The organism is Priestia sp. 40 (assembly GCF_049368575.1).
In the GTDB taxonomy this organism is placed as follows: Bacteria; Bacillota; Bacilli; order Bacillales; family Bacillaceae_H; genus Priestia; species Priestia zanthoxyli.
Window position 1 is genome coordinate 380319 of record NZ_JBMPZA010000015.1, and the last position, 23452, is coordinate 403770.

The 23452-nt window shown below is 37.9% G+C and carries 27 protein-coding genes, 1 tRNA gene and 1 pseudogene; 13 read left to right on the forward strand and 16 right to left on the reverse strand.

What is annotated here, in order from left to right; all coding sequences use genetic code 11:
* Nucleotides 1–75 precede the first annotated feature (75 nt).
* A complete protein-coding gene (locus tag ACO1DI_RS16785) occupies nt 76–672 on the forward strand; it encodes an HTH-type transcriptional regulator Hpr (protein WP_014461677.1) in 597 nt (198 codons plus the stop codon).
* Between the two features lie 3 nt (nt 673–675).
* On the opposite strand, the gene ACO1DI_RS16790 is transcribed toward ACO1DI_RS16785, so the two are convergent.
* Nucleotides 676–1020 (reverse strand): DUF1878 family protein, encoded by a 345-nt coding sequence (locus tag ACO1DI_RS16790; RefSeq protein WP_014461678.1) that lies wholly within the window; start codon nt 1018–1020, stop codon nt 676–678.
* A gap of 476 nt (nt 1021–1496) precedes the next feature.
* Here ACO1DI_RS16790 and ACO1DI_RS16795 point away from each other — a divergent pair, with 476 nt between their 5' ends.
* Complete coding sequence (locus tag ACO1DI_RS16795; protein ID WP_013055312.1) at nt 1497–1676, forward strand: hypothetical protein; 180 nt, start codon at nt 1497–1499, stop codon at nt 1674–1676.
* Between the two features lie 35 nt (nt 1677–1711).
* Here ACO1DI_RS16795 and ACO1DI_RS16800 read toward each other — a convergent pair whose 3' ends face one another.
* The gene (locus ACO1DI_RS16800; protein WP_016762974.1) at nt 1712–1807 is read right to left on the reverse strand and encodes a YjcZ family sporulation protein; all 96 of its coding nucleotides are present in this window, start codon (nt 1805–1807) and stop codon (nt 1712–1714) included.
* A 36-nt stretch (nt 1808–1843) separates the two neighbouring features.
* The gene (locus tag ACO1DI_RS16805) at nt 1844–1933 is read right to left on the reverse strand and encodes a YjcZ family sporulation protein (protein ID WP_074682953.1); all 90 of its coding nucleotides are present in this window, start codon (nt 1931–1933) and stop codon (nt 1844–1846) included.
* A gap of 307 nt (nt 1934–2240) precedes the next feature.
* Here ACO1DI_RS16805 and ACO1DI_RS16810 point away from each other — a divergent pair, with 307 nt between their 5' ends.
* Nucleotides 2241–3164 (forward strand): peptidylprolyl isomerase, encoded by a 924-nt coding sequence (locus ACO1DI_RS16810; RefSeq protein WP_014461679.1) that lies wholly within the window; start codon nt 2241–2243, stop codon nt 3162–3164.
* 42 nt (nt 3165–3206) lie between these two features.
* Here the strand turns inward: ACO1DI_RS16810 and ACO1DI_RS16815 are convergent, their stop codons facing one another.
* From ACO1DI_RS16815 to ACO1DI_RS16835, 5 genes are all read right to left on the reverse strand, one after another.
* Nucleotides 3207–3389 (reverse strand): sporulation YhaL family protein, encoded by a 183-nt coding sequence (locus tag ACO1DI_RS16815; RefSeq protein ID WP_013055310.1) that lies wholly within the window; start codon nt 3387–3389, stop codon nt 3207–3209.
* Between the two features lie 65 nt (nt 3390–3454).
* The gene (gene yhaM, locus ACO1DI_RS16820) at nt 3455–4396 is read right to left on the reverse strand and encodes a 3'-5' exoribonuclease YhaM (protein WP_013055309.1); all 942 of its coding nucleotides are present in this window, start codon (nt 4394–4396) and stop codon (nt 3455–3457) included.
* A 131-nt stretch (nt 4397–4527) separates the two neighbouring features.
* Nucleotides 4528–4701 carry a hypothetical protein gene (locus tag ACO1DI_RS16825; protein WP_423145479.1) on the reverse strand — a complete coding sequence of 58 codons (174 nt, stop codon included), beginning with the start codon at nt 4699–4701 and terminating at the stop codon, nt 4528–4530.
* Between the two features lie 191 nt (nt 4702–4892).
* Nucleotides 4893–6146, reverse strand: coding sequence for an ABC transporter permease (locus ACO1DI_RS16830; protein WP_423145480.1), 1254 nt, complete (start codon nt 6144–6146; stop codon nt 4893–4895).
* Complete coding sequence (locus tag ACO1DI_RS16835) at nt 6139–7038, reverse strand: ABC transporter ATP-binding protein (RefSeq protein WP_014461681.1); 900 nt, start codon at nt 7036–7038, stop codon at nt 6139–6141. Before ACO1DI_RS16835 ends, ACO1DI_RS16830 begins: the two co-directional genes overlap by 8 nt.
* Nucleotides 7039–7179: 141 nt before the next feature.
* Here ACO1DI_RS16835 and ACO1DI_RS16840 point away from each other — a divergent pair, with 141 nt between their 5' ends.
* Complete coding sequence (locus ACO1DI_RS16840; protein WP_014461682.1) at nt 7180–7365, forward strand: YhzD family protein; 186 nt, start codon at nt 7180–7182, stop codon at nt 7363–7365.
* A gap of 40 nt (nt 7366–7405) precedes the next feature.
* Here the strand turns inward: ACO1DI_RS16840 and ACO1DI_RS16845 are convergent, their stop codons facing one another.
* The 6 genes from ACO1DI_RS16845 to ACO1DI_RS16870 all read right to left on the reverse strand — a co-directional run bounded on the left by ACO1DI_RS16845 (nt 7406) and on the right by ACO1DI_RS16870 (nt 13650).
* Nucleotides 7406–7678 carry an HU family DNA-binding protein gene (locus ACO1DI_RS16845; RefSeq protein WP_013055305.1) on the reverse strand — a complete coding sequence of 91 codons (273 nt, stop codon included), beginning with the start codon at nt 7676–7678 and terminating at the stop codon, nt 7406–7408.
* A gap of 112 nt (nt 7679–7790) precedes the next feature.
* Nucleotides 7791–8594, reverse strand: a complete 804-nt coding sequence (locus tag ACO1DI_RS16850; protein WP_014461683.1) for an enoyl-CoA hydratase — start codon at nt 8592–8594, stop codon at nt 7791–7793.
* 5 nt (nt 8595–8599) lie between these two features.
* A complete protein-coding gene (locus ACO1DI_RS16855; RefSeq protein ID WP_423145481.1) occupies nt 8600–10213 on the reverse strand; it encodes a long-chain fatty acid--CoA ligase in 1614 nt (537 codons plus the stop codon).
* A gap of 115 nt (nt 10214–10328) precedes the next feature.
* Complete coding sequence (locus tag ACO1DI_RS16860; protein WP_042992344.1) at nt 10329–11828, reverse strand: coproporphyrinogen III oxidase; 1500 nt, start codon at nt 11826–11828, stop codon at nt 10329–10331.
* Between the two features lie 413 nt (nt 11829–12241).
* Nucleotides 12242–13120 (reverse strand): Cof-type HAD-IIB family hydrolase, encoded by an 879-nt coding sequence (locus ACO1DI_RS16865; RefSeq protein WP_013055300.1) that lies wholly within the window; start codon nt 13118–13120, stop codon nt 12242–12244.
* 179 nt (nt 13121–13299) lie between these two features.
* A complete protein-coding gene (locus tag ACO1DI_RS16870) occupies nt 13300–13650 on the reverse strand; it encodes a YlbF family regulator (protein ID WP_014461686.1) in 351 nt (116 codons plus the stop codon).
* A 187-nt stretch (nt 13651–13837) separates the two neighbouring features.
* Between ACO1DI_RS16870 and ACO1DI_RS16875 the strand changes: the two genes are divergently transcribed.
* From ACO1DI_RS16875 to ACO1DI_RS16905, 7 genes are all read left to right on the forward strand, one after another.
* On the forward strand, nt 13838–15184 hold the full coding sequence (locus ACO1DI_RS16875) for a YheC/YheD family protein (RefSeq protein WP_014461687.1): 1347 nt from the start codon (nt 13838–13840) through the stop codon (nt 15182–15184).
* Nucleotides 15181–16260: a YheC/YheD family protein gene (locus ACO1DI_RS16880; RefSeq protein ID WP_423145482.1), complete on the forward strand. Its 1080-nt coding sequence runs from the start codon at nt 15181–15183 to the stop codon at nt 16258–16260. The genes ACO1DI_RS16875 and ACO1DI_RS16880 overlap by 4 nt, the downstream gene beginning before the upstream one ends.
* A gap of 4 nt (nt 16261–16264) precedes the next feature.
* Entirely contained in the window at nt 16265–17614 is a 1350-nt protein-coding gene (locus ACO1DI_RS16885; RefSeq protein WP_042992346.1) for a YheC/YheD family protein, read from the forward strand.
* A complete protein-coding gene (locus ACO1DI_RS16890; RefSeq protein ID WP_316911674.1) occupies nt 17611–18771 on the forward strand; it encodes a YheC/YheD family protein in 1161 nt (386 codons plus the stop codon). Before ACO1DI_RS16885 ends, ACO1DI_RS16890 begins: the two co-directional genes overlap by 4 nt.
* Before the next feature lie 66 nt (nt 18772–18837).
* Complete coding sequence (locus tag ACO1DI_RS16895) at nt 18838–19047, forward strand: YheE family protein (RefSeq protein WP_013055294.1); 210 nt, start codon at nt 18838–18840, stop codon at nt 19045–19047.
* 29 nt (nt 19048–19076) lie between these two features.
* On the forward strand, nt 19077–19979 hold the full coding sequence (locus ACO1DI_RS16900; RefSeq protein ID WP_423145483.1) for a PucR family transcriptional regulator: 903 nt from the start codon (nt 19077–19079) through the stop codon (nt 19977–19979).
* Nucleotides 19980–20118: 139 nt separating this feature from the next.
* On the forward strand, nt 20119–21228 hold the full coding sequence (locus tag ACO1DI_RS16905; protein WP_013055292.1) for an ABC transporter ATP-binding protein: 1110 nt from the start codon (nt 20119–20121) through the stop codon (nt 21226–21228).
* Between the two features lie 24 nt (nt 21229–21252).
* Here ACO1DI_RS16905 and ACO1DI_RS16910 read toward each other — a convergent pair whose 3' ends face one another.
* Nucleotides 21253–21417: a hypothetical protein gene (locus ACO1DI_RS16910; protein ID WP_226556413.1), complete on the reverse strand. Its 165-nt coding sequence runs from the start codon at nt 21415–21417 to the stop codon at nt 21253–21255.
* Between the two features lie 258 nt (nt 21418–21675).
* Between ACO1DI_RS16910 and ACO1DI_RS16915 the strand changes: the two genes are divergently transcribed.
* Nucleotides 21676–21751: transfer RNA gene (locus ACO1DI_RS16915), tRNA-OTHER, on the forward strand.
* Between the two features lie 37 nt (nt 21752–21788).
* Nucleotides 21789–22007: an alpha/beta-type small acid-soluble spore protein gene (locus ACO1DI_RS16920; protein ID WP_013055290.1), complete on the forward strand. Its 219-nt coding sequence runs from the start codon at nt 21789–21791 to the stop codon at nt 22005–22007.
* A 65-nt stretch (nt 22008–22072) separates the two neighbouring features.
* Here ACO1DI_RS16920 and ACO1DI_RS16925 read toward each other — a convergent pair.
* A pseudogene (locus ACO1DI_RS16925) lies at nt 22073–23339 on the reverse strand (hemolysin family protein).
* Between the last annotated feature and the right edge of the window lie 113 nt (nt 23340–23452).

Consider the following 23452-nt stretch of genomic DNA (forward strand, 5'->3'; position numbering starts at 1 on the left):
TACATCTTTATAATTTTTTATTTTATTGGCATAATAGAAGATAAATAAAAAAAGAGACTAAGTAGGTGGGAGAAGATGAAAAAGACTAGTGATCAAGATTACAGTTTGAAAGAAGCACTTCTATTTAGCCAACGCATTGCCCAATTAAGCAAAGCCCTTTGGAAAACCGTAGAGAAGGATTGGCAGCAATGGATTAAGCCTTATGACCTTAATATTAACGAGCACCATATTTTATGGATTTCATATCATTTAAACGGGGCTTCCATTTCTGAAATTGCCAAATTTGGAGTTATGCACGTTTCTACTGCATTTAACTTCTCCAAAAAACTAGAAGAACGAGGTTTACTTGAGTTCTCTAAAAAAGAAAGCGACAAGCGAAATACGTACATTCAGCTGACAGATAAAGGAGAGGCCATTTTATTAGATTTAATGGAACATTACGAACCTTCTAATAATTCAGTGTTCAGCGGCGCACTTCCGTTGCGCGACTTGTACGGCAAATTCCCTGAGTTTATGGAACTAATGACCGTCATTCGCAAAATTTACGGTGAAGATTTTATGGATATCTTCGAGCGATCTTTCCATCATATCGAAGAAGAATTCACTGAAGAAGATGGTAAACTTGTCAAGAAAGATAAAGAAAACCATCAGGAGACTATTTCAAACTCTTAATGGTTAGTCCCTTATCCATTGAATAATTTCAAAAAATTCATTCATCACATCTTGATAAGAAGGTTGATAACGAAGCGATTCAACCGTCTCTCTAGGATTTAATTTATAGTTCAGCATACCAACAAATTGTGTAAGAAGCGGAACAAAGTCTGTCAGGCCTTCCGCTTTTTGCTCAATATATTCGCTTTTTGTATCTTCACACAGAATTAAAATCTCCTCTACTTCCTTCTTTGTAAGCTGATTTCGCACCACTAGATCAATAAATGGTTTAGCTTCTTGTTCAGATGTCCCAGATAACAGTTTTATGTAATATTCTAAACGTGATACTCGAGATTCTAAAGTTTCCATCCGCTTCCCCTACTCCTTCAACGTTCATATACCTCTACTCCATATTGTACATGATTCATTCATGTTCTTCCAAATAATTCTTTCTTCGTCATTCACATTTCCTGTTTAAGTAGCATCGTATAAAGATTTTCATATACTGATTATGTACTCACTGCATATATTAATATAAATCCCTCTGTCCTTTTTAACAATCCTTTTGCACAGTAGCTAATCGTTACTCATTTCTTATCCATTCACTTTGCTATTTGGTTTAAAACCTATTTCTCAACTTCTTAACTACCCTTTATAAAATAAAAACCGCATTTCTGTGTAAATACCTCTTGAAATTCTTTGCTCAACTGTATATATAACTATCTATTTTACCGCTTTTTTGGTAATGTTAATATAGATATTTGTAAATTCATACAAAGCTGTACTATATAAATGACTATAAGACTTTTTGTCTTCGTCACACTGATTTTGTTAGGGGGATTTTTATGTACATATTCTTTATTGTATTTGCACTATTCATTTTATTCTACATCAATGCACTAACAAATACATTGTGTATTCAAAAAGAAATTCCAGCTGAAAAACAGCCTAAAGTTTTTCGTACGATTAATGTATTAATTACCATTTTATTAGTTTCATCTTATATTGAAGTATCATTTACATAAAAAACGGTGAGATGTCTCACCGCTTTTTTATAGGCTTAGCAAAAACAGCTAGCTCCGATGATAACTAATAAGATGAATAATACGACTAATAGCGCAAATCCACTGCCGTATCCGCATCCGTAAGAACCCATATCTATCGCCCCTTTCCTTTTATATTCACCTGTTTTTTAGTGGTAGCATGCACAACCAACAATGACTAATAAGATAAATAGCACAACTAATAGTGCAAAACCGCCTCCATATCCGCATCCGCTCATTTGAGCACCCCCTTTGTTTACTAATACTGCATCTTATGCATTAGCTCAAAAAACGTCTAGGCTTTTAGCCCAAACTGCATAATTTATTTCTTTTGCCTATTATTTGGACGCTACTCCATGAATTTGCGCCCTTATTTGAAAGCGTTTTATAAAAAAGCAGCCTGAAGCGTATATTTGCTTGACACTATGTGGAAAATAAATGTAAATTTACGTGCTTTTAACTTCATTTGCTAACATCAGGAAATGTGATATAGTAAATCTTGAGTCAAGCTACATAAGTAAAAATGATGAGTAGGAGTGTTTACGTATGAAAAAAAGCTTAGTTGCACTAACAACGGCAGCCAGTCTCGTTGCATTATCAGCATGCAGTGGGGGCAGTGATGCTTCAAATGCAAACGATTCTTCAAAAGTAATTGTAGAAACAAAAGCAGGCAATATCACACAAGGTGATTTGTATAAGCAAATGAAGGATACAATTGGACAAGACCAATTTAATACACTCGTACGAAGCGTTACTGAAGAAAAAGTATTGAGTGAAAAATATAAAGTAACAGACAAAGAGCTGGATCAGCAGCTGAACATTTTAAGAGAGCAATACGGAGATCAAGTGGATTCAGTTATTAAGCAAAAAGGCGAAAAAGAAGTTAAAGATATGCTAAAAGTAGATATTCTTCGTGAAAAAGCTGCTACAGCAGGCATTAAGGTATCGGACAAAGAACTGAAAAAAGCTTATGATGAATATAAAGCTCAAAAACCTCAAATTCGCGCAAGTCATATTTTAGTAAAAGACGAAAAAACAGCAAATGAAGTAGAAGCGAAAATCAAAAAAGGCGATGACTTTGCTAGTCTGGCAAAAGAATACTCAACGGACCAGCAGTCTGCAGCTAACGGTGGCGATTTAGGCTACTTCGGTGAAGGCCAAATGGTGAAAGAATTTGAAGAAGCAGCTTATAAGCTGAAAAAAGGTGAAGTAAGCAAGCCAATCAAAACGGAATACGGCTATCACATCATTAAGCTAACGGATAAAAAGAAAGTAGAATCTTTCGAGAAAAAGAAACCCGAACTTGAGCAGCAAATCAAACGTTCAAAAGTAGACCAAGCAGAAGCAAACAAGAAGATTCAAAAAGAGCTTGATAAAGCAAAAGTAGAAGTCAAAGATAAAAATGTAAAACCAATTTTCGAAGAAGGTGCGACAGACAGTCAATCTGGCGTAGAAACTCCTCAGCAGTAATGCTAAGAGCCTGTCACTCATGTGACAGGCTCTTTTATATAATCAGATAGAATCGCTGTTGCGTCTTTCTTTCTCCACTTGCATTCTTTCGATGAAGACTTGTCCCTCTTTTTCAATAAACGAATCATCCACTTGCTTATCATGTTGTGCAGCACGAATCGCCATAAATCCACTAAAGAAAATGCCTGCTACAACTAAATAAATCCAAATTGGTAGTGTCACCATATATTGATCCCCCATCACAGTTATTTACAACCACTATATGCGAAGGAAGAAAGACTTATACCTTTTTAATCAATCGTTGGTTTATAAAATGAGCGATTATCAAGTGCAAAAATACGCTCTGTAAACTCACCGGGCTTCACTTTTGTTAATGCTCGGTCCAGCATATTCATTTTAGCGTCTACATTGTCAATCAAATGAAGCATCTCAGCCTCTTTAATCAAAGGCTTTTTCGGACTTCCCCACTCTTCCTTACCGTGATGCGATAACACAAGGTGCTGAAGAAGCATAACCTCTTCTCCTTCAATCGCTAATTCTTCTGCCGCTTTTCCAATTTCATTCACCATAATCGAAATATGGCCAAGCAAGTTCCCTTCGACTGTGTATATCGTCGAAACAGGACCTGAAAGTTCAAATACTTTGCCAAGATCATGAAGAATAACTCCAGCGTACAGCAAGTCGCGGTTTAAGCTTGGATAAAGGGTGGAAAATGACTCAGCCAGCTTAAGCATAGACACCACATGGTAGGCAAGTCCCGATACAAACTCATGGTGGTTTTTAGTCGCTGCCGGATATTCTAAAAATTCCGTTTGATATTTTTTAAACAAATGGCGAGTAATGCGCTGGACATTCGAATTTTTCATTTCAAATATACTCTTTGTAATATGTTCGACCATTTCTTCTTGAGATAAAGGGGCCACTTCTAAAAAGTCAGATGTGCGCACTCCGTCTTGGGGCTGTGCAGGACGAATGTTGCGTATTTTCAGCTGGTTGCGCCCACGGTAATTCATTACTTCTCCAGCAGCTCGCACAATCTTTTGAGCAGCATAATTTTCCTCGTCATCTGGGGATGCATCCCACAGCTTGGCTTCAATATCACCTGTTTTATCTTGTAGGATTACCGTTAAAAACGGCTTTCCATTGCTTGCAATTCCTCTCGTTGAGGATTTAATTAAAAAATAAAGATCAACTTGCTCTCCTACTTCGTATTGAGCAATTCCTTTTGTCATGATCTTTTCCTCCTTACCACTTCATTCTATGTATTTGATAGCAAAGCTCTTATCGCTTCGGCCGCTTATTTACAGCTCTTTACATTTCATTTTACCATCGCTTGGCACCGAATGCACGGGTAGACGCTTTTTCATAAAAGATGAGGTTGCGACATAACAAAACCAATGGCATCTAAAGACGAACAAATTGGATAAAGGAACTGAACTGCTTGAGACACCGCTGTTGATTTCCGTGCAAGACTTCGCTTTCTGCGGGCGACCGCTGAGCCTCCTCGTTGCTTCCGCTCCTGCGTGGGGGGTCTCATCTATTCCGCTTTTCCCGCAGGAGCCTTCGCCTTGCTCTCCAATCTACAGCTAGAAACAACTACATACATGAAAACTATGGTCACCATAGCAATAAAAAAATCCGGACGATTTGGATTCTCCATTAAGAATCTAGGTTGTTCGTCCGGATCTTCCTTCAACTAAATTACTATTGTCTCAGCCTCTCACTTCTTTATGTTTCTTTTTTCGTGAGCTGCAGCGCCTTTTTAATATCTTTAAAAGAGGTAGATTGACCATACATAAGGACTCCTCCTTTATACACACGGGCACCAAATATAGCTAAAGCAGTAATCGTCACAACTAAAATTCCTATCGACACGCTCACTTCCCACACAGGAACAGTTAACATACCTACACGCAAAAACATAATCATCGGGGCAAAAAATGGGATAAAAGATGTGACCGTAATGATTGTGGCTTCAGGATCACCAAGTCCAAACATAGCAATTAAAAAAGCGGCCACAATCACAAGGGTCATGGGCGTAATCATTTGCTGTACATCTTCAATACGACTCACAAGAGAACCTAAAAAAGCCGCGAGCGTAGCAAAAAGAAAGTACCCCAATATGAAAAAAACAAATGCATACACGAATGTAGTCAGCGGAACATCATTAAATCCAAGATAAGAAAAGATACCGTTATGATTTGTTTCTACATTGGTTTTTAACGATGTGTACCCCACGCTCAGTATAACTGCAAGCTGCGTTAAGCTGAGCAGTGCAATTCCAATGATTTTAGCAAACATTTGGGTAATAGGTGATACGCTCGATACAAGGATCTCCATAACGCGGGATGATTTTTCAGTAGCTACTTCCATCGCAATCATGCTCCCATACATAATAACGGCAAAATAAATAACAAACAGCAGCACATACACAAGACCTCTTGCTTGATTTAGCTCTTGTTCTGTTTTGGCATTTTCAACTAACGCTTCTTTTTTAAATGAAACAGGGCTGTAAAGCTGATCAATTTGCTTTTCTTCTAACCCGATTTTCACTGTAGCCATAGCCACTTTTGTTTGCTGCACCGCCTGTTCTAAGGTAGAAGAAAGATTTGATTCGGCCAAAGAGTTAGCTTTGTACACAGCTTGAGGCAGCTGCTTATCGTTTAAAGATAAAAGTAAATAGCTATCGAGCTCCCCGCTTTTTACCGCTTGCTTTGCTTTAGACTCAGACGTAAATTCTTTTAAATGAATGTCTTTATCCATGGCATTTACATTTTGTTTGAACAATGTATATACGCTTTCCACTTCATAGATGACACCCACATTTGTTCCATTATCGTCTGAATTAAAAACGTCGATAATTTTCTCCATATTTGTAAGAGCAACTAGAATAAGAGCAGTAATAATCGTCGTAATAATAAAAGATTTTGTTTTTAATTTATTAAGATATGTATGAAAGACAATGACCCAAAATTTATTCATAGGAAGCACCTACCTTTTCAATGAAAATATCATTTAATGAAGGCTCTTCCACTACAAATTTAGATACAAATGAAAAGTGTTTAAGTTCTTGAAAAATGAGCTGCGATACGGATTCATGCTGGATTTGAACAATCATGCCTTCAACCGTTTTTTTCACCTTTACAACGCCTTCAAGTTCCGTAATTCTCTCAAAAGGACCTTTTCCGTGTACAATGACGTTTTTCTTTCCAAATGAACGTTTGATCTCCGGCAGCCTTCCATACACAACAGGCGTACCATGGTGCATAATACATAAATATTCACAAAGTTCTTCCACATGTTCCATTCGATGACTAGAAAAAACAATAGTCGTTCCGCGTTTTTTTAAATCAAGCACCGCTTCTTTTAATACTTCCACATTTACAGGATCCAAGCCGCTAAAAGGTTCGTCTAAAATAAGCAGCTCGGGTCGATGAATAACGGAGGCAATAAATTGAATTTTTTGCTGATTTCCTTTGGATAGCTCTTCTACTTTTTTGGAAGCATATTGAGGAATATTAAATCGAGATAACCAGTGCTCCATTTCTTGCAGCACGTTCGCTTTTTTCATTCCGCGCAACCGTCCAAGGTACACAAGCTGATCTTTGACTTTTAATTTCGGATATAATCCCCTTTCTTCTGGAAGGTAGCCAACTAGATGACTTCTACTGTAAGTTAAAGATTTATCATTCCATTGGATGTGACCTGAGGTTGGCTCAATGAGCCCTAAAATCATTCGAAACGTCGTCGTTTTCCCAGCACCGTTTGCACCTAAAAAACCAAACACTTCGCCTTTTGGAATTTGCAAGGATAGCTCATTTACAGCTGTAAATTCACCGTACCTTTTTGAAACTTCACGGATAGAAAGAGACATTTAATTCCTCCTTTGTAAATAAACCTACGTTTATTGTATGGAAAAAAATGATATCTGTAAACCTTAGCAGGATTTAGGGGAATAAGACGAGAAATATGTTGAATACGCTTACAATTATACTATAAGAGGAGAGTAGATTTTATGAGTACTTACACATTAACCGCTTTTGAAAAGACTGGAGAAAAATTAATAGATGAAAGTTTCGAAGCAGCTTCTGATACAGAAGCAAAGACTATCGGCACAAAAAAGTTAGAAGAGCTTTCCTATTTAGAAAAAACGCATCGGTGCGTTAATCCCAGCGGAAAACTTGTATTGTTTCATCGTTAATACAAAACGCCGGAAAGGTTTAGCTTTCCGGCGTTTTATATTACTTTACAGCTTCTTTTAGTTCTTTACCAGCTTTAAATGCTGGTACTTTTGATGCTGGAATTTGCATTTCTTCACCCGTTTGAGGGTTACGGCCTGTACGAGCAGCACGCTCGCGTACTTCAAATGTACCGAAGCCGATTAACTGAATTTTCTCACCTTCACCTAGCGTTGATGAAATTGTTTCTAGTAATGCGTCAACTGCTTTAGATGCATCTGCTTTTGTTAACTCTGATTTTGTTGCCACTGCGTTTACTAAATCTGTTTTGTTCATTTCCAATCACCTCATTAGTTTCTACATTATCTTGTGTTACCACTGTTTTGCAACTTTTAAACATGCTCTATCAATATGATAGACAAAAATATTGGCTTTTAAACTAGTTCACTTAATTTTCGGAAAGATCTTTTTCACTTTGATTAAAAACAGGCGCTCGCTTTTCCAGAAACGCACGTACACCTTCCTTATGATCCGAACTTTGGCTCATAGCAAACTGACTTCTTTTCTCAAGCGCGAGCACTTGCTTTAATTGTGAAACGGATGTCTCCACATAAATTCGCTTTGTTTCCTTCAAAGCACGTGAAGGTTTTTTTAGCCAATATGAGAGATAATCTTCTACATGCTTCGCCAAATCTCCTTCTTTTATTTCATCAATTATGCCAAATTGATGAGCTTCCTCTGCTTTTAATGTCTTTCCTTCCCAAATCAGCTGTTTTGCACGATGAGCACCGATGCGCTTTTCTAGCAAAAAGTGACCGCCTCCGTCTGGAATTAGAGCAATACCGATGAAGTTCATCGCAATTTTTGTGTGTCTTTCTGCAATAATATAATCAGAAGCAAGCGCAATGCTGAGCCCTAGCCCTGCTGCCGCACCGTGCAGTACACTTATCGTCATTTGAGGGAGGCTGTATAAAGTCAGCACGGCTTCATTAATCAAGTCCATCACCTGCTCAAAACGTTCTGATTGTGAAGGTGACATCATCATATTAATATCTCCACCTGCTGAAAATACTTTTCCGTTTCCTTTTACTATTAAAAAATCTGCTTCGCTTTCTTCGACAACTTTTAAACATTGAATAAACTGCTCTAGCACTTTTTCGTTTAATGCATTTAACGCATCCGGCCTGTTAAACGAAATTGTGGCGACACGCTCTTGCAAAACTAGTTCTACTACTTTTAATTCGACGGTCATATTACTCACCCTTTCTGATAATGATTGACGACTTGTTCACGAAGCGTACGTTTTAAGAACTTTCCTACCGTTGTCTTCGAGATTTCATCCATAAATAAAATGTCATCTGGAAGCCACCATTTCGCGAACTGCGGCGCTAAAAATTTGAGCAGCTCTTCTGACGAAACGATACCTTTGTATGCATCTTTTAACACGACACAAGCCACTGGACGCTCTTGCCACACCTTATGAGGGACTGCTATGACGCAGGCTTCAAAAACAGCTTCATGGGCAATAAGCGCGTTTTCTAGATCAACCGATGAAATCCATTCTCCTCCGCTTTTAATCAAATCTTTTGTTCGGTCTACGATTTTGATCGTTCCCTCTTCGTCAACCGTCACAATATCTCCGGTATACAGCCAGCCGTCTTTAAACGTATCTTCTGTTCTTTTATCCTTATAATATTCAGAAGCTACCCATGGGCCCTTTAGTAATAGCTCACCCATTTCCACTCCATCCCAAGCAACTTCTCCATTTTGACCTATTACTTTCATTTCAACCCCAGGAACTAAGAAACCTTGCTTCGCTTTTACGCTGAGCTGATACTCAAAGTCTTCGCAGTACTGATAGCTTTTTAAGCGGGAGACGGTCACCACAGGGCTTGTTTCCGTCATTCCGTACGCATGCATAAATTCAATTTGATATTTTTCCTGAAATTCTCGAATGACGCTTTTTGGGGCCGCTGATCCGCCACATAAAATAGCTCGCAAACTATCAACTGAGTAAGGTTTTTTTTCTAACTCTTGTAAAAAATTTAACCAAACTGTAGGCACAGCTGCAGCAAGAGTTACTTTCTCTTGTTCAATCAGAGAAGCAATCGTCTCTGAAGTACAAAAAGCACCCGGCAGCACGATCTTTGTTCCAAACCAAACCGCCGCAAAAGGAATTCCCCATGCGTTCACGTGAAACATTGGAACGATAGGCATAGCGGTATCAGCTTCTGATAAACCAGCACTATCAGCAAGCCCTAGCGCCATACAGTGCAAATAAATAGCGCGATGAGAATATACAACGCCCTTTGGCTCTCCTGTAGTAGCAGATGTATAGCAAAGACCTGCTGGTTCTTCTTCGCTTAAATCTTGAACAAAGGAATGCGATGAGTGCCCTTGCTTAATCCAATTTTCGTAATGATACACTGGTAATTCCGTTTCTGGCAGCTCATCTTCATCTGACATAACGATATAGGCTTCAACATGTGGAAGCTTTTGATGAATACTTTCAAATAAAGGCAAAAAGCACTCATCAAGTAAAATGACTTTATCGCGTGCATGGTTAATGATGTATACAATTTGCTCAGAATCTAACCGAATATTAATTGTGTGAAGAACAGCGCCTATTCCCGGCACGGCAAAATAAGCTTCTAGATGCCTATGATGATTCCATGCAAACGTTCCGACTCTTTCTCCTCGCTTCACTCCAATTCCTTCTAACATACTAGAGAGCTGCCGAGTCCGTTTTATTAACTGAGTATAGGTTAAACGCTGAATTCCTTTTGAAGATTTAGAAACCACTTCTTTTTTACTAAACAGCTTTTCAGCTCTTTCCATCATAGATGGTACGGTTAACTGTACATTCATCATTAAGCGGCACCTCGCATCGTCATAATAAGAAAACGCTTACAACTTTTTTATATATTCAACAGATTCCGACATTTCCCTGCTGAAAATAAAAAAAGATCACTAAAAAGTGACCTTTTTATTTACTAAACAATTCATCTAAAATCTTGAGTTTTTCATTTGTGTAGTGCTCGAATCCATCGTTGTACGATTTTGGATCTTTTGGATTCGCAAACCTTGTAATGATACCTGTTTCTGGATGCACGAATTTACTAGATGCCCCGCATCCAAGGCCAATAATCGTCTGCTTTTCTTCCATGATCATAATATTATACAGGCTCTCTTGACCAGGGAATGAGTAACCAACGTTCTCTAAATTACCTAAAATATTTTTTTGGCGATATAAATAATAAGGCTCATACCCTTGTTCTTGAGTCCACTCAGTCGCCAAATCCATCATTTTACCAATTTCATAGCGATCTGCCACTTTGTATTTTCGTTTATTTTGAGTCATTTCAGATGCGCGTTTAAACGATAGCGTATGAACAGTTAAAGATTCAGGAAGCAATTTTTTAGATTCGTCTAGCGTATGCTGAAATTCTTCTACACCTTCATTTGGAAGCCCAATAATTAAGTCCATGTTAATGTTATTCATTCCCATTTTTCGAGAAAGATGAAATTTATTAATGGTTTCTTCAACTGTATGATGACGTCCGATAGCTTTTAAAGTTTCTTGAATATAAGACTGCGGATTTACACTAATACGATCAATGTTCCATTTGTTCAAAACAGCTAGCTTTTCTTCCGTAATCGTATCGGGTCTTCCTGCTTCTACCGTAATTTCACGGATATTTTGTACATCAGGAAACGATTCATACATCTCTTCATACAGCATGTCCATTTCTTCAGCGGTAATGCTAGTTGGCGTGCCTCCGCCATAATATACAGTTGTAATCTTGACGTTATTTTCTTTTAACCATTTTCCCACTTCGCGCATCTCATAATGCAAGCCGCCTAAAAATGACGTAACGGATCCTTGACGTCCGTTAATCGCATAGGCTGGGAATGTACAGTATGCACACTTCGTCGGACAAAACGGAATGCCTATATAAATACTTACCTCGTTCTTTAACTCATGTAAATCGGGAATAGCTGCTAATTGACGATCCACAATATGCTGCATTAAATTAATCTTGTCATCGGTAATTAAATATTCTTCCTTTAACTCACGATGCGCTTGTTCTTTACTTTTGCCCGACTGCAGTTTCATATGAAGCAGCTTCGTCGGACGGATACCAGTTAAAATACCCCATTTTTGAACAATGTTTGTATACTCCTGTAATACAGATAAGTAAACGCGAAGTACCACATTTTTTATTTGCTTAAATTTTTCTTTTTCTGTTTCATAAGGCGTAAACGATTTAGAAAGCTCTTCTGTAAACACCTTCTCTGTTTCAGCGTCATGCAGCACTGCTTTCGCATAAATTTCTTCATGAACTTTTAGCTCTACTTCGACCTTCAGCTGAGCTTCGTTATCATCCTCAAAGGAGACGTTGCTTTCTTCAAAAAACAAATCTGAAATTCGGTGAAGCGGACGTAAAAAACGCTCATCTTCTATACCTTTTATATAAATGTTCAATATAATCACCTTTCAAATCAATTGTATCTAAGTAATCAGTTTACAAAACCTACGTATGTCCGGTCAAGGTGCTCAGCTCAAGGGAATGCGCGGACAGCAAACAAACGGAAAAAGAGATTGAGCCATAACTACATTAATTCAATCTAAAGACGTGCAAATAGGATAAATCAGCTCATATAAATCGCTTGTTATACCGCTGTTGATTTTCATGCAGGGCTTCGCTTCTGCGTGGTCTCATCTCTTCCGCTTTTCCCGCAGGAGGCTTCACCTTGCCCTCCGATCAACAGCTAGAAGCAGCTACATACGTGGAACCGACGTTCACCCTACCAATAAAAAAATCCGAACGAGTTTGATTCTTCGTTCGGATCTTCATTCACCTAAACTACTTTTGCCTAACCTCTTTTTTCCTTAATTTATTTTAAACGAAAGCTGTCAATTTGATGAAGATAACCAAGGCGCTGCTGCTTTCTAAATAATTCTTTTACCATGTAGGCTACACCATTTTCATTATTAGAACGAGTAACCCAATCCGCCAGCATTTTTAATTCTGTTGGTGAATTGCCCATGGCCACACCCATTCCCGCATGTTCAATCGTTTCTAAATCATCATAGCAATTTCCAATTGCTACTACGTCTTCCATTGGTATCCCTAGACGATTTGCTACATAACGAACGCCGGCAGCTTTTGTGGCTCCTTTTGGCGTAATATAACATCTATTTTCATTTGGATACGAAAACCATTCAATATCCGGAACTGCACTAGCAATTGTTTGCTCGGCGTATTCTTTTTCTCTACGATCTGCAAAATACACTTCTATTTTTGGCGTAGAAACAGGTTCATCACGAAGCGTATCTCCTAAGGAATCTACGAACTGCACAGGATAAAAGAGCGGTTCTCCCGTTTTTAACACGCTTTTAGCTACAATATTATTAGGAAGCTTTACACGATTTCCAATTGAAAACCTTTCGTGTAAAATGCGGACATGACAATTAAAATTTTCAAAAAGCTGAATGAGATTAAATGTTTTTTCCTCGCTAATTCTCTTATCTAGTATCGGTTTGTCTATCGATGTTCCGATAAAGGCACCACTATGAGTAATTAGCATTGCTGGATGAACTTTAAGTGACCGAGCAATTTTTTTAGCAGACGGAAAATGCCTGTTTGTTACTAACGTAACGTAAACCCCTTTATTTTTCACGAATTGAATTGCGTCTTTCGTTTCTTTTGTAACGCGCCCTTGGCTATTTAAAATGGTTCCATCAATATTCAACGCTAGCAATCGATAAGCCATATGAGAACCCCTTCTTTCATAGATGTCTAATCCGTTAGGATACGGTTATAAATGACCTTTTCATGTTAGTCGGCATGTGTCGCCTTGTTACTAAGCTTATGAGTAGAACTGCACAATTAGAAGAAATTTCCGCATAAAAAAAGAGGAAAAGATTTCTCTTTTCCTCTTTCCTCTATCTCTTATTCAGCCGCACCGTAAAGTTCTTCAAGTGGCTTCATGATAATTTTGTTTAATTCACCAATTACCATGCTCATACGTTGCTCAGCTTCCATTAGCTTCGCGATATTTTGATCTTGTTGAACGATTGCAACTGTTTGCTGAGCTTGCTGAACTTCTTCTTCAGTGATTTCTTGGCCCATCATTTGCTTTTGTTGCAGCTCCATTTGCATTGTACGGAAGCGCTCAAATAATTGTTTTGAACCTGCATCAGCGTTTACTGCTGCATATAAGTTTTTTAAGTTTGTGTAATCGTCGCTTTGACGAATTGCTTTTTCTAAATCATTTGCTACATCATGTAAGTTTACAGACACGTTAAGTTCCTCCTAATTAAGTTCTATAATTTCTTGACTTCCCTAACTATAACAAATTATTATATAAAATTCAGCTTAAGACCTTTATTTTCTCAGAAAACGATAAATTCTCTTCACAGATTGGGCTAATTCCTCATAGTATATATCAGCATTCGCCTACTAAAGGAAAGAAAAAGAGGATTCGTTTATGAATACTTTTACCATTTCTCTAAAACCACTAGAGAACCATATGAGCAACGACATTTACATTAGTTCTGCTCTGTTCTCCCGTGTGAAGTGCAAGCACGAGTTTACGTTAACAGTAGGCTCCATCACGAAAGAAGTCGAAGCCACCGTGTTTCAGCATCGAGAATGCTGTTTCATGATGTCAGAAGCTCTATTTACAGACTTTCGCTTTCCGTATGAAACGCATCAGCTGAGAGGCATTTATGAAGAAAACACGTTTAGGTTGGGGCCCGTAATTAGCATCGTAACAGAAGTTCGAGAAGATGAAGAACTCTTCGGCTCTATTTCTGTATTTTGTAAGGAATTTGTTCAAGCTTGCAAGGAGCTAGGGTGTTTTTGCTATGTGAGCAAATTAAGCGACGTGAAGTCATTATCCCCTAAAGGATATGTTTATCGCGCTGATCGATGGGTTTATTCAGACGTTCCCTTTCCGGGAATCGTACACAACCGGATTCATGCCAGGAAAACGGAGCAAACCGCTGATTTTCAAACCTTTAAAACATTTTTAAAAGAACATGACGTTCCTTTCTTTAACGCACGCTACTTAAATAAATGGACGGTTTTTCAACAGCTTAAAGATGTTGTACACTTGCTTCCATATTTGCCAAAAACGTATCAACTTCGTTCACGTCAAGATCTTCTTGACGCTTTGGAACTTCATGACGATGTTTTTTTGAAGCCTGTTCATGGCAGCCAAGGAAAAAATATTTTTAAAATTTCAAAGAAAGAGAAGTATATTTTAGACTATACAACGTTTACGCAGACGTATGAAAAAGAATATGAATCTCTTTATGACTTATTTGAAACGCTTTATAGTCAATTAAAAAGGCAAGGATTCCTCATCCAAGAAGGAATTTCACTGCAGACATACAAACAGTGCCCTTTTGATTTCCGCATTCTCTGTCATAAAAAAGACGACTTGACGTGGAAAATCACGTCCATTGTCACACGTGTATCAAAACCCGGCAATTTCGTCTCAAATCTTGCCCGTGGAGGAGATATTCATCCTCCTCAACAAGTGTTAACTCAGCTCTATGATTCAAAAACTACGCGCCATATCCTTTCACTTTTAAAAGAGATTGCGATTGAAATTTGCACGCAGCTTTCTCATCCGTCTGAACTTTATGCAGAATTCGGTATTGATTTAGCGATTGATCAAGAAGGAAAGCCTTGGATTATTGAAGTAAATGTCAAACCTTCCAAACAATCAGATTCAAGCTCTTTCTCTGTCCGTCCATCAACAAAAGCACTGCTTGATTATTGTCTGCACGCAACGAATTTTCAATTTGCCAAGGAGGATTTACGATGATTTCATTAGGCTTTTTAACGATTCACCCACAGCAAGAAGTAGAGTACGTGACCGAAATTGCTAAACATGCTTCTGAGTTTTCCATTGAAATATACCGTTTTACTCCTTTTAACATTCATCCTAACACCGAAAGTATTGAAGGCTTCCGCTACGATTTACAACAAAAGAAATGGATAGAAGATTCCTTCTTACTTCCTTCATTTATTTACGATCGCTGCTTTTATCGAAAAGATTCGCTGTCTAAAAAGGCTCGCCCTATTGTAAACTGGCTTAAACAGCGGGAAGATGTTACATTTTTAGGCCATGGATTACCCAATAAGCTAGATGTCTATGAAGTAATTAAAAAAGATAGCTATTTATCTTCATATATTCCTCCTACCACTCCAATCGAAAGTGTAGAGCAGCTTGTTCAGCTGCTTCGAACCAACGATAGCCTAATGATTAAACCTGCCAACGGCTCACAAGGTAAAGGGATTGTGAAATTAAGACAGCGCGGACGTGAAATTGAAGCTTCTTATCAACAAAATGACATTGTAAACACCATTTTATTTTCCTCTTTTCAGGAGTTTAAGAACTGGTTTACGAAAACGACCCGTGATGTACTGTATATTGCTCAGCCTCATATTTCATTTTTCCCTTATGAACGCACTCCTTTCAATATAAGACTGCTATTACAAAAAGGAAACGATGGTGCTTGGAAAGAAATTGGAAGAGGAATTAGACAAGGTGAACGGGACTCCATCGTAACAAATGTAAGTTCAGGAGCATCTATTGTACCTTTTGAGAACTTGCTACCTCGCATCCCTCGCGTTCATCGTCAATATGTAATGGATGAAATCAACACCATTTGTAAAACGATTCCGTCCGTGCTGGAAAATCACTTTCCTTCTCTTTTTGAATTAGGTATTGATTTATGTATCTCGAGAGACTTCAGCATCTGGATTCTAGATTTAAATTCGAAACCGGGAAGAAAAATAGTAATGGAGACAGCACCTGAACAAAAAGAAGTCATGTATAAAAATGTCCTGTCTTACTGCGTCTATTTAGCTAACACACTATCGTATCGTAAGGAGTAATGCTATGAAAAAAACTCTTACTCGCCTTGTTGTAGTAGAGCAGCTAGGCTGCGATCTTTCTGTTCCTGCATCTCTTTACAAAGACTCCTTGAAACAAGCAGCTTTTGGAACAATGACAGCTCCATGCCTTATACAATCTTCAGAACGTGAAGAAATTCAGATTTCAGCTGAGCTAATGACAAAACTTCAAATTCCTTTCGCCCATATGATGCAACCTATTATCGTGAATGAGACCATTCACTTAGGACCTTTAATCGGTGTGTTATCCGCTGGTTTTACTGGTTCTCTGCTACGGCCAATTGGAAAGCGTTCCCTTCACTTAGCTAAACTTCTTTCTACTGCAAGTATAACAGGGGGACTGCCTTTTATTTTTGGAACTCATCATATCAACTGGGAAACCGGGACCATAAACGGCTATTTTTATGAAGAAAGCGGCTGGACACAGCATGAAATCCCGCTTCCTAACGTTGTATATAATCGTTTGCCAAATCGAAAAACAGAGGGGTTAGCGCCTTTTAAGTTCATTAAAGAAAAGATGATGACTGATTACGGCATTCCATTTTTTAATCCTGATTTTTTCAACAAGTGGGAAATTCATGAGCTTTTAAAACTGAACGAGCAGACAGCCTATTTGTTACCTTACACAGTTGAAAGTCCTTCGTGTGAGCAAATAAAAAAACTTCTGTTTCTTCACCAAACCGTTTATTTAAAACCGAAAAACGGAAGCTTAGGCCGCGGCATTTATACCCTATCTTTTAAGGATTCCATGTACACGCTGACTTACAAAGGAGAAAAAGGTCTTCATGTTCAAGAAAAAGAAACCTTAGAGGATCTATTATCAGAATTTGAATATTTACTTACTAATCCTTCCTACATTGCTCAGCAGGGTATTTCATTAATCAAAAAAGAAAAGCGCTGTATAGACTTTCGCGTGCATACGAATAAAGACGGCAATAACCAATGGGTGCTTACTGCTTTAGCTGCTAAAGTAGCCGGTCCCAACAGCATCACTACGCATCTTGATTACGGCGGAGAAATTGAAGCTACAGCCAAAATATTCACCAACCCTTCTTACAAAAAAGAAATTGAAAATAAGCTAAAAGATGCCGCCATCTCAATTAGTCATGTGCTTGAACAGGAGTTGAACGGATTAATTGGAGAGCTTGGATTCGATTTTGGAGTGGATTATCAAGGAAATGTATGGCTGTTTGAAGCTAACTCTAAGCCCGGTCGCTCTATTTTTTCACACCCTGCCTTACGAAAAGCAGATCAACAAACTAGAAAACTTTCTCTAGAATATGCGATTTACTTATCTGGATACTATCTAAATACACCTGAAGGCATCAGCATATGATTACAATTTACTATCACAAAGAAAAGCAGCAGTGGTTTCATCATAACCCTTCAGCCTCTTACACATGGGGAGTTCAAGAAATTGAACTTCCCTTTACTCAAAACATTTCTTCTACTCAAGCTTTTCTTGGTTTAAAAGGAGAAAAAGTCGGCCCTATTGTGGGAGTTTTAACGAACAAAGCTGTTTTGGAAAAACTGAATGTAAAACAGCGCCCTTTATTAGAACTCTTACATCATACCCTGCAAGAAAAAGGCGGGCTTCTTGCTTTATTCGCTGAAGAAACAATGTCTCATCACTTCTTTGAAGGGTATTGCTTTGACGGTGCAAAAAAGCAGTGGATCAAAACAACTTTGCCGCTGCCAAACGTTATATATAATCGTTATCCAGGAAGAAAATCAGAAACCAAGAAGCTGACATCTTTACATCAAAAAATTAAAGGCAAGCACATCCCACTTTTTAATTCCGCTTTTTTTTCAAAATGGAAAGTATATCAATTATTTTCAAAGGATCCACTACTATCTTCTCACCTTCCTAAAACCTATCGTTTAACACCAGAAATTGATATTGCTAAGCTTCTGCAAAAACACTCTTCCCTTTACTTTAAGCCTATTAACAGCAGTAAAGGCGCTGGAATTTTTCGATTATCTTCCCATAAGCATACGATTATTTACCAAGATCATAAGCGCAAAGAAGAATTTTCTTCTTTAAAAGCAATTGACCTTCCCAGGTCTGCTTATCTCATTCAAGAAGCGATTGAGACTCAACCATTCAAAGACAGGCGCTATGACTTACGTATTTTAGCGCATCACAAAGATAGCCGATATGTTATTAGCGGCGTCGGTATTCGACATAGTCCCTATCAATCCATTACAACACATACTTTAAACGGCGGAAGCATTTCACCTTTTCAAGATCTTGAAGATGAAGTAGATACTTCCTTTCTTTCGTCTTTTGTAAATAGGTGCGGGCAAGTCCTTCAAAAGTCCTTCCCTCTAGTTGAAGAATTTTCTCTTGACATGGCAAAGTCAGCTCAAGGGCAGTATTATTTGTTTGAAGTGAATGCAAAGCCGATGATTTTTGATGAAACAGATATTCAAACCCAAGGTGCTAAACACATATGCAACATATTTTACAAATTAACAAAATTTTTAGATTAAATGATTTTTCATCTCCTTTTCTCATGGTAAGCTTATAATAACTAATTGAGAAAGGAGATTTTCTTTATGGTTTCACACTTTCAGGTTAAACCACTGTATCAAAATAATCGGATGCCAGGCTGGCACATCTCGTTTTATATGAATCGGGTTTATTATGAGGCTGATTATTTAAAAGATGGACAAATTGTATGGAAAACTGCGCTTTCTAATCAAATAGATGAAACACAATTAATTGATTATATTCATGAGCTTATGCTTTTTCACGTTTATGAATAGTAAGCTTTCACCGAAGGGAACGAGCACAGATGAAACAGCTGCACACACTATTTGGGGATAAAATGATTAAGGCTAAAATCCCTTCTCAATTTGAACGTTACAAATGGTTTTCATGTGATGAAGGCTTCATTGGAATTGAACACACGGCTTTATCTCAAAAAGAGCAGGCGTTACTTTCTGCTTTTTTAACTCCTTATGATGAGAAAGTTTCTTTACTGACGCCAGAGCAATTGTATTGGTCAAACCTGTTATTTGAAGCACCTGAAAAAGTCATTCACTCTCATCATACGCACCATTCTTTTCGCTTCACCCAGTTTTTAATTAAACGTTTGTTTGAACAAAAAATAGAGTTTGAAAATGCACTTCACGCCTTGTATTCTACCTCCATTACTGTGTTGTGGATTGATAAACAATCAGGTATCGTTATCGAAACCTTTAATGATCCTAATGACTTAACTGAAAATTTATCAGATTCTATCGAGGTGCTATGTCATGATTTTGAAACTTCGATTCAGTTCTTTGAAGGACAAATTCACTTGTTTCCGTCTTCACCGCGATTAATTCTTGAGCGTGAAAAGAAATGGTTTTATCAAATCAAGCATACAGTCGAACAAAACCATGTTATCCATTTTACTGACGTTTTACCCCATTTGGTTCTACAAGAGTCTTCAGAGGCAATCCAAAATCATATGATACATTTACTTGACTTAGTAAAAGATGATGGAAATCTGTTAGAAACGATTAAAGTTTATTTAGAATGTAATTTAAACGTATCTCTTGCTGCTAAGAAATTGTACATGCATCGCAACAGCTTGCAGTATAGAATTGAGAAATTTATTGATCGCACACACCTTGATATCAAACACTTCACAGGAGCTGTGTCTGCTTACTTAGCCATTCTTGCTTTAAAAAATTCGCAAGATGGAGAATAAAATGAAAGGGTTTTCGTAAATAGTGCACGAAAACTCTTTCTTTTTTTTGTGCATGTTTGCCATTTACTGTTTCATTAAAAAAAATTACACTAGAGTTAAGAAAACGGTTTCACAGAGTACATACAAGGGGGAAATGGAAATGGCTGAATTACGTTTAGAACATATTTATAAAATGTATGATAAAGATGTGACGGCAGTAAAAGATTTTAACCTTCACATTCAAGATAAAGAATTTATTGTATTTGTTGGGCCTTCAGGCTGCGGGAAATCAACAACGCTTCGTATGGTTGCAGGGCTAGAGGAAATTTCCAAAGGTGATTTTTATATTGACAGCAAGCGTGTAAATGACGTGGCTCCAAAAGATCGCGACATTGCAATGGTATTCCAAAACTACGCATTGTATCCGCATATGAGCGTATATGACAACATGGCTTTTGGTTTAAAACTTCGTAAATTACCAAAAGATGAAATCGACCGCCGCGTAAAAGATGCCGCTCGTATTTTAGGACTTGAGCAATACTTAGAGCGCAAGCCAAAAGCATTATCCGGCGGACAGCGTCAGCGTGTAGCACTAGGTCGTGCAATTGTTCGTGATGCTAAGGTCTTCTTAATGGACGAGCCTTTATCAAACTTAGACGCGAAATTACGTGTGCAAATGCGTTCTGAAATTGCGAAGCTTCACCAGCGTTTGGGTACAACGACAATTTACGTAACACATGACCAAACCGAAGCAATGACAATGGCTTCTCGTCTAGTTGTTATGAAAGATGGGATTATCCAACAGGTTGGTACACCAAAAGAAGTATACGAAAAACCTGAAAATGTATTTGTAGGCGGGTTCATTGGTTCTCCTGCTATGAACTTTTTAACCGGAACGTTAAAAGACGGAAAGGTTCAAGTAGGCGATTCGCTTCTTGCAGTTCCGGAAGGTAAAATGAAAATACTTCGCGAGCAAGGATATTTAAACAAACAAATTATTTTAGGCATCCGTCCTGAAGATTTTCATGATGAGCCTGTATTTATTGAATCTTCACCTGGCACAAAAGTTACAATCAAAGTCGATGTATCCGAGTTAATGGGAGCTGAAACCATGCTTTATTCTAAACTTGGCGGACAAGATTTTGTAGCGCGCGTGGATTCCAGAACAGATATTAAACCGCTTCAATCTCTAGACTTAGCATTAGATATGAACAAAGCTCATTTCTTTGATGCAGAATCAGAACAGCGCATCCGTGCTGAGCACGAATAAAAAAAGACCTCTAGGGGTCTTTTTTTATTCCTGTATTTGCTGCAATTCTTCACTGTTACAAGTAGAGCAGTAAAAGAGATGAATACATTGGTGATTTGCTAAATCACTAGGATACCCATTTTCTACTTTTAACTGATCGATTTCCATGTAAGCACTGTAATCATCAAAATAATCGCTGACTTTTCCCATATCCCCCAGCACTCCTCCACATGTTTTGCACGTCATTTGTACATCACTAAACCCATTACATAAGGAACAAATCGACATCCGCGCACCTCGCTTTACCTGATCAATATGTACCTATAATATGCACGGAATAAAACTCTCTTACTCTTTATCAAACTCCATATAAAAATTTCTATAAATTACCAATAATTTTCTATGTATATGTTTTTTTACCTTTCGCCATAATACTAGTAACAACCGAGCACAACAGCTCGCAAACATTGAGTTACGCCGCGGTAGGCAAGCAGGTCTAATCGATGTATCTGCTCGGCTGGTTCAACTCCAGCTAACTCAACCATTACAATCTATTTTATCTAACGAGGAGATGAATACACATGGCAAATTATCAAAACGCATCAAACAGAAATTCATCAAACAAGTTAGTAGCGCCTGGTGCTCAAGCTGCTATCGATCAAATGAAGTTCGAAATCGCTAGTGAGTTTGGTGTAAACTTAGGACCAGATGCAACAGCTCGTGCGAACGGATCTGTTGGTGGCGAAATCACAAAACGTTTAGTACAATTAGCTGAGCAAAACTTAGGCGGCAAGTACTAATATTAACTAATTTCATATTATGGCTTTAGCGCTCCAAGATCTCTTGGAGCGCTTTCTAATTTCTTTTAATCAGCTTCCTCATTCTTATTCGCAAATGATTTTACGGAAACTTTGCGAATACGTCGAATTTTCTACTTCCTTAATGGTAAACAATATCTCTTCATATGAGAAAAAGTCTCCTTTAGCAGGAATATGATCAAACTGCTCATATATCCATCCCCCTAAGGTATGGCACGTACTGTCAGGAGAACTAACCTCTATATAGGTTAAAAATTCATCAATAGGGATGTCGGCGTTAAATTCGTACTCCTTTTCCCCTATCTGGTGTACATACTTAACAGCTTCATCATGTTCATCCCAAATTTCTCCTACAATTTCTTCTAATATATCCTCTAAGGTCACAAGACCGGCCGTTCCCCCAAACTCATCAACTACAATTGCCATGTGAACCTTACTTTTTTGGAGCTCTGGCAATAGAACAGATATTTTCATGGATTCTACTACAAAAATAGGTTGTCTCAACAAATCACGAATAAAAATCTCTTTTCTTTGGACTAAACAGGTTAAAAATTCTCTTTCTGATAAAATGCCAATAATATTATCGATATGATCTTCGTATACAGGGACTCTCGAATATCTCTCTTCAAGAAACATTTGACAAACCGAATCAATATCGGCATTTACGTCAACTGCTGTGACATCTATTCTAGGTTTTAAAATTTGCCCCACCACAATGTCATTAAAATTGAGTGAACGATGAACTAGCTCTTTTTCAATATTATTAATCGTTCCTTCTTCTTCGCTTAAATCTACCATCACTTTAATTTCATCTTCTGTAATCGTTGGTGTAGGGGCAGACGCTAACAAGTGAGCAGTTCCTTTTTTCACCTGTAAAAATAAGAAGGAAATCGGGGTTAACAATTTAATAATAATAAATAACAAGGAAGAAATCATCAGCGCAAAAGATTCAGCATGCTCTTTAGCTAACGATTTTGGCAAGACTTCACCAAAAATCAAAATGATGATGGTCATAACGATGATACTAATCACGAGTGCTAGGTTTCCTTTAAACACATCGAGGGCAATTTTAGCTGCCAAAGAGGAAGCAGCAATGTTTACGACAACATTTCCTACTAAAATTGTCGATAGCGTCTGTTCAAAGTGTTCAGCAATATGCAGCGCTTTTTTACTTCCCCGATGTTTTTTCTCAGCGTAATGTTTTAAACGAATTTTATTTACGCTTGAAAAGGCTGTCTCAGCAGATGAAAAGAACGCTGATAACATAAGCAAAACGACTAATATCATCATTTGATTCAGAGGCAAGTCTCCCAAAAGACATTCACACTCCTGTTTTTTGATTTTTCTGTCTTTTTATCATATCAAATTTTTTTGTTGTTGAATATTTCATTCATCAACTTTGTATTACTTTATGCTACGCATGCTTT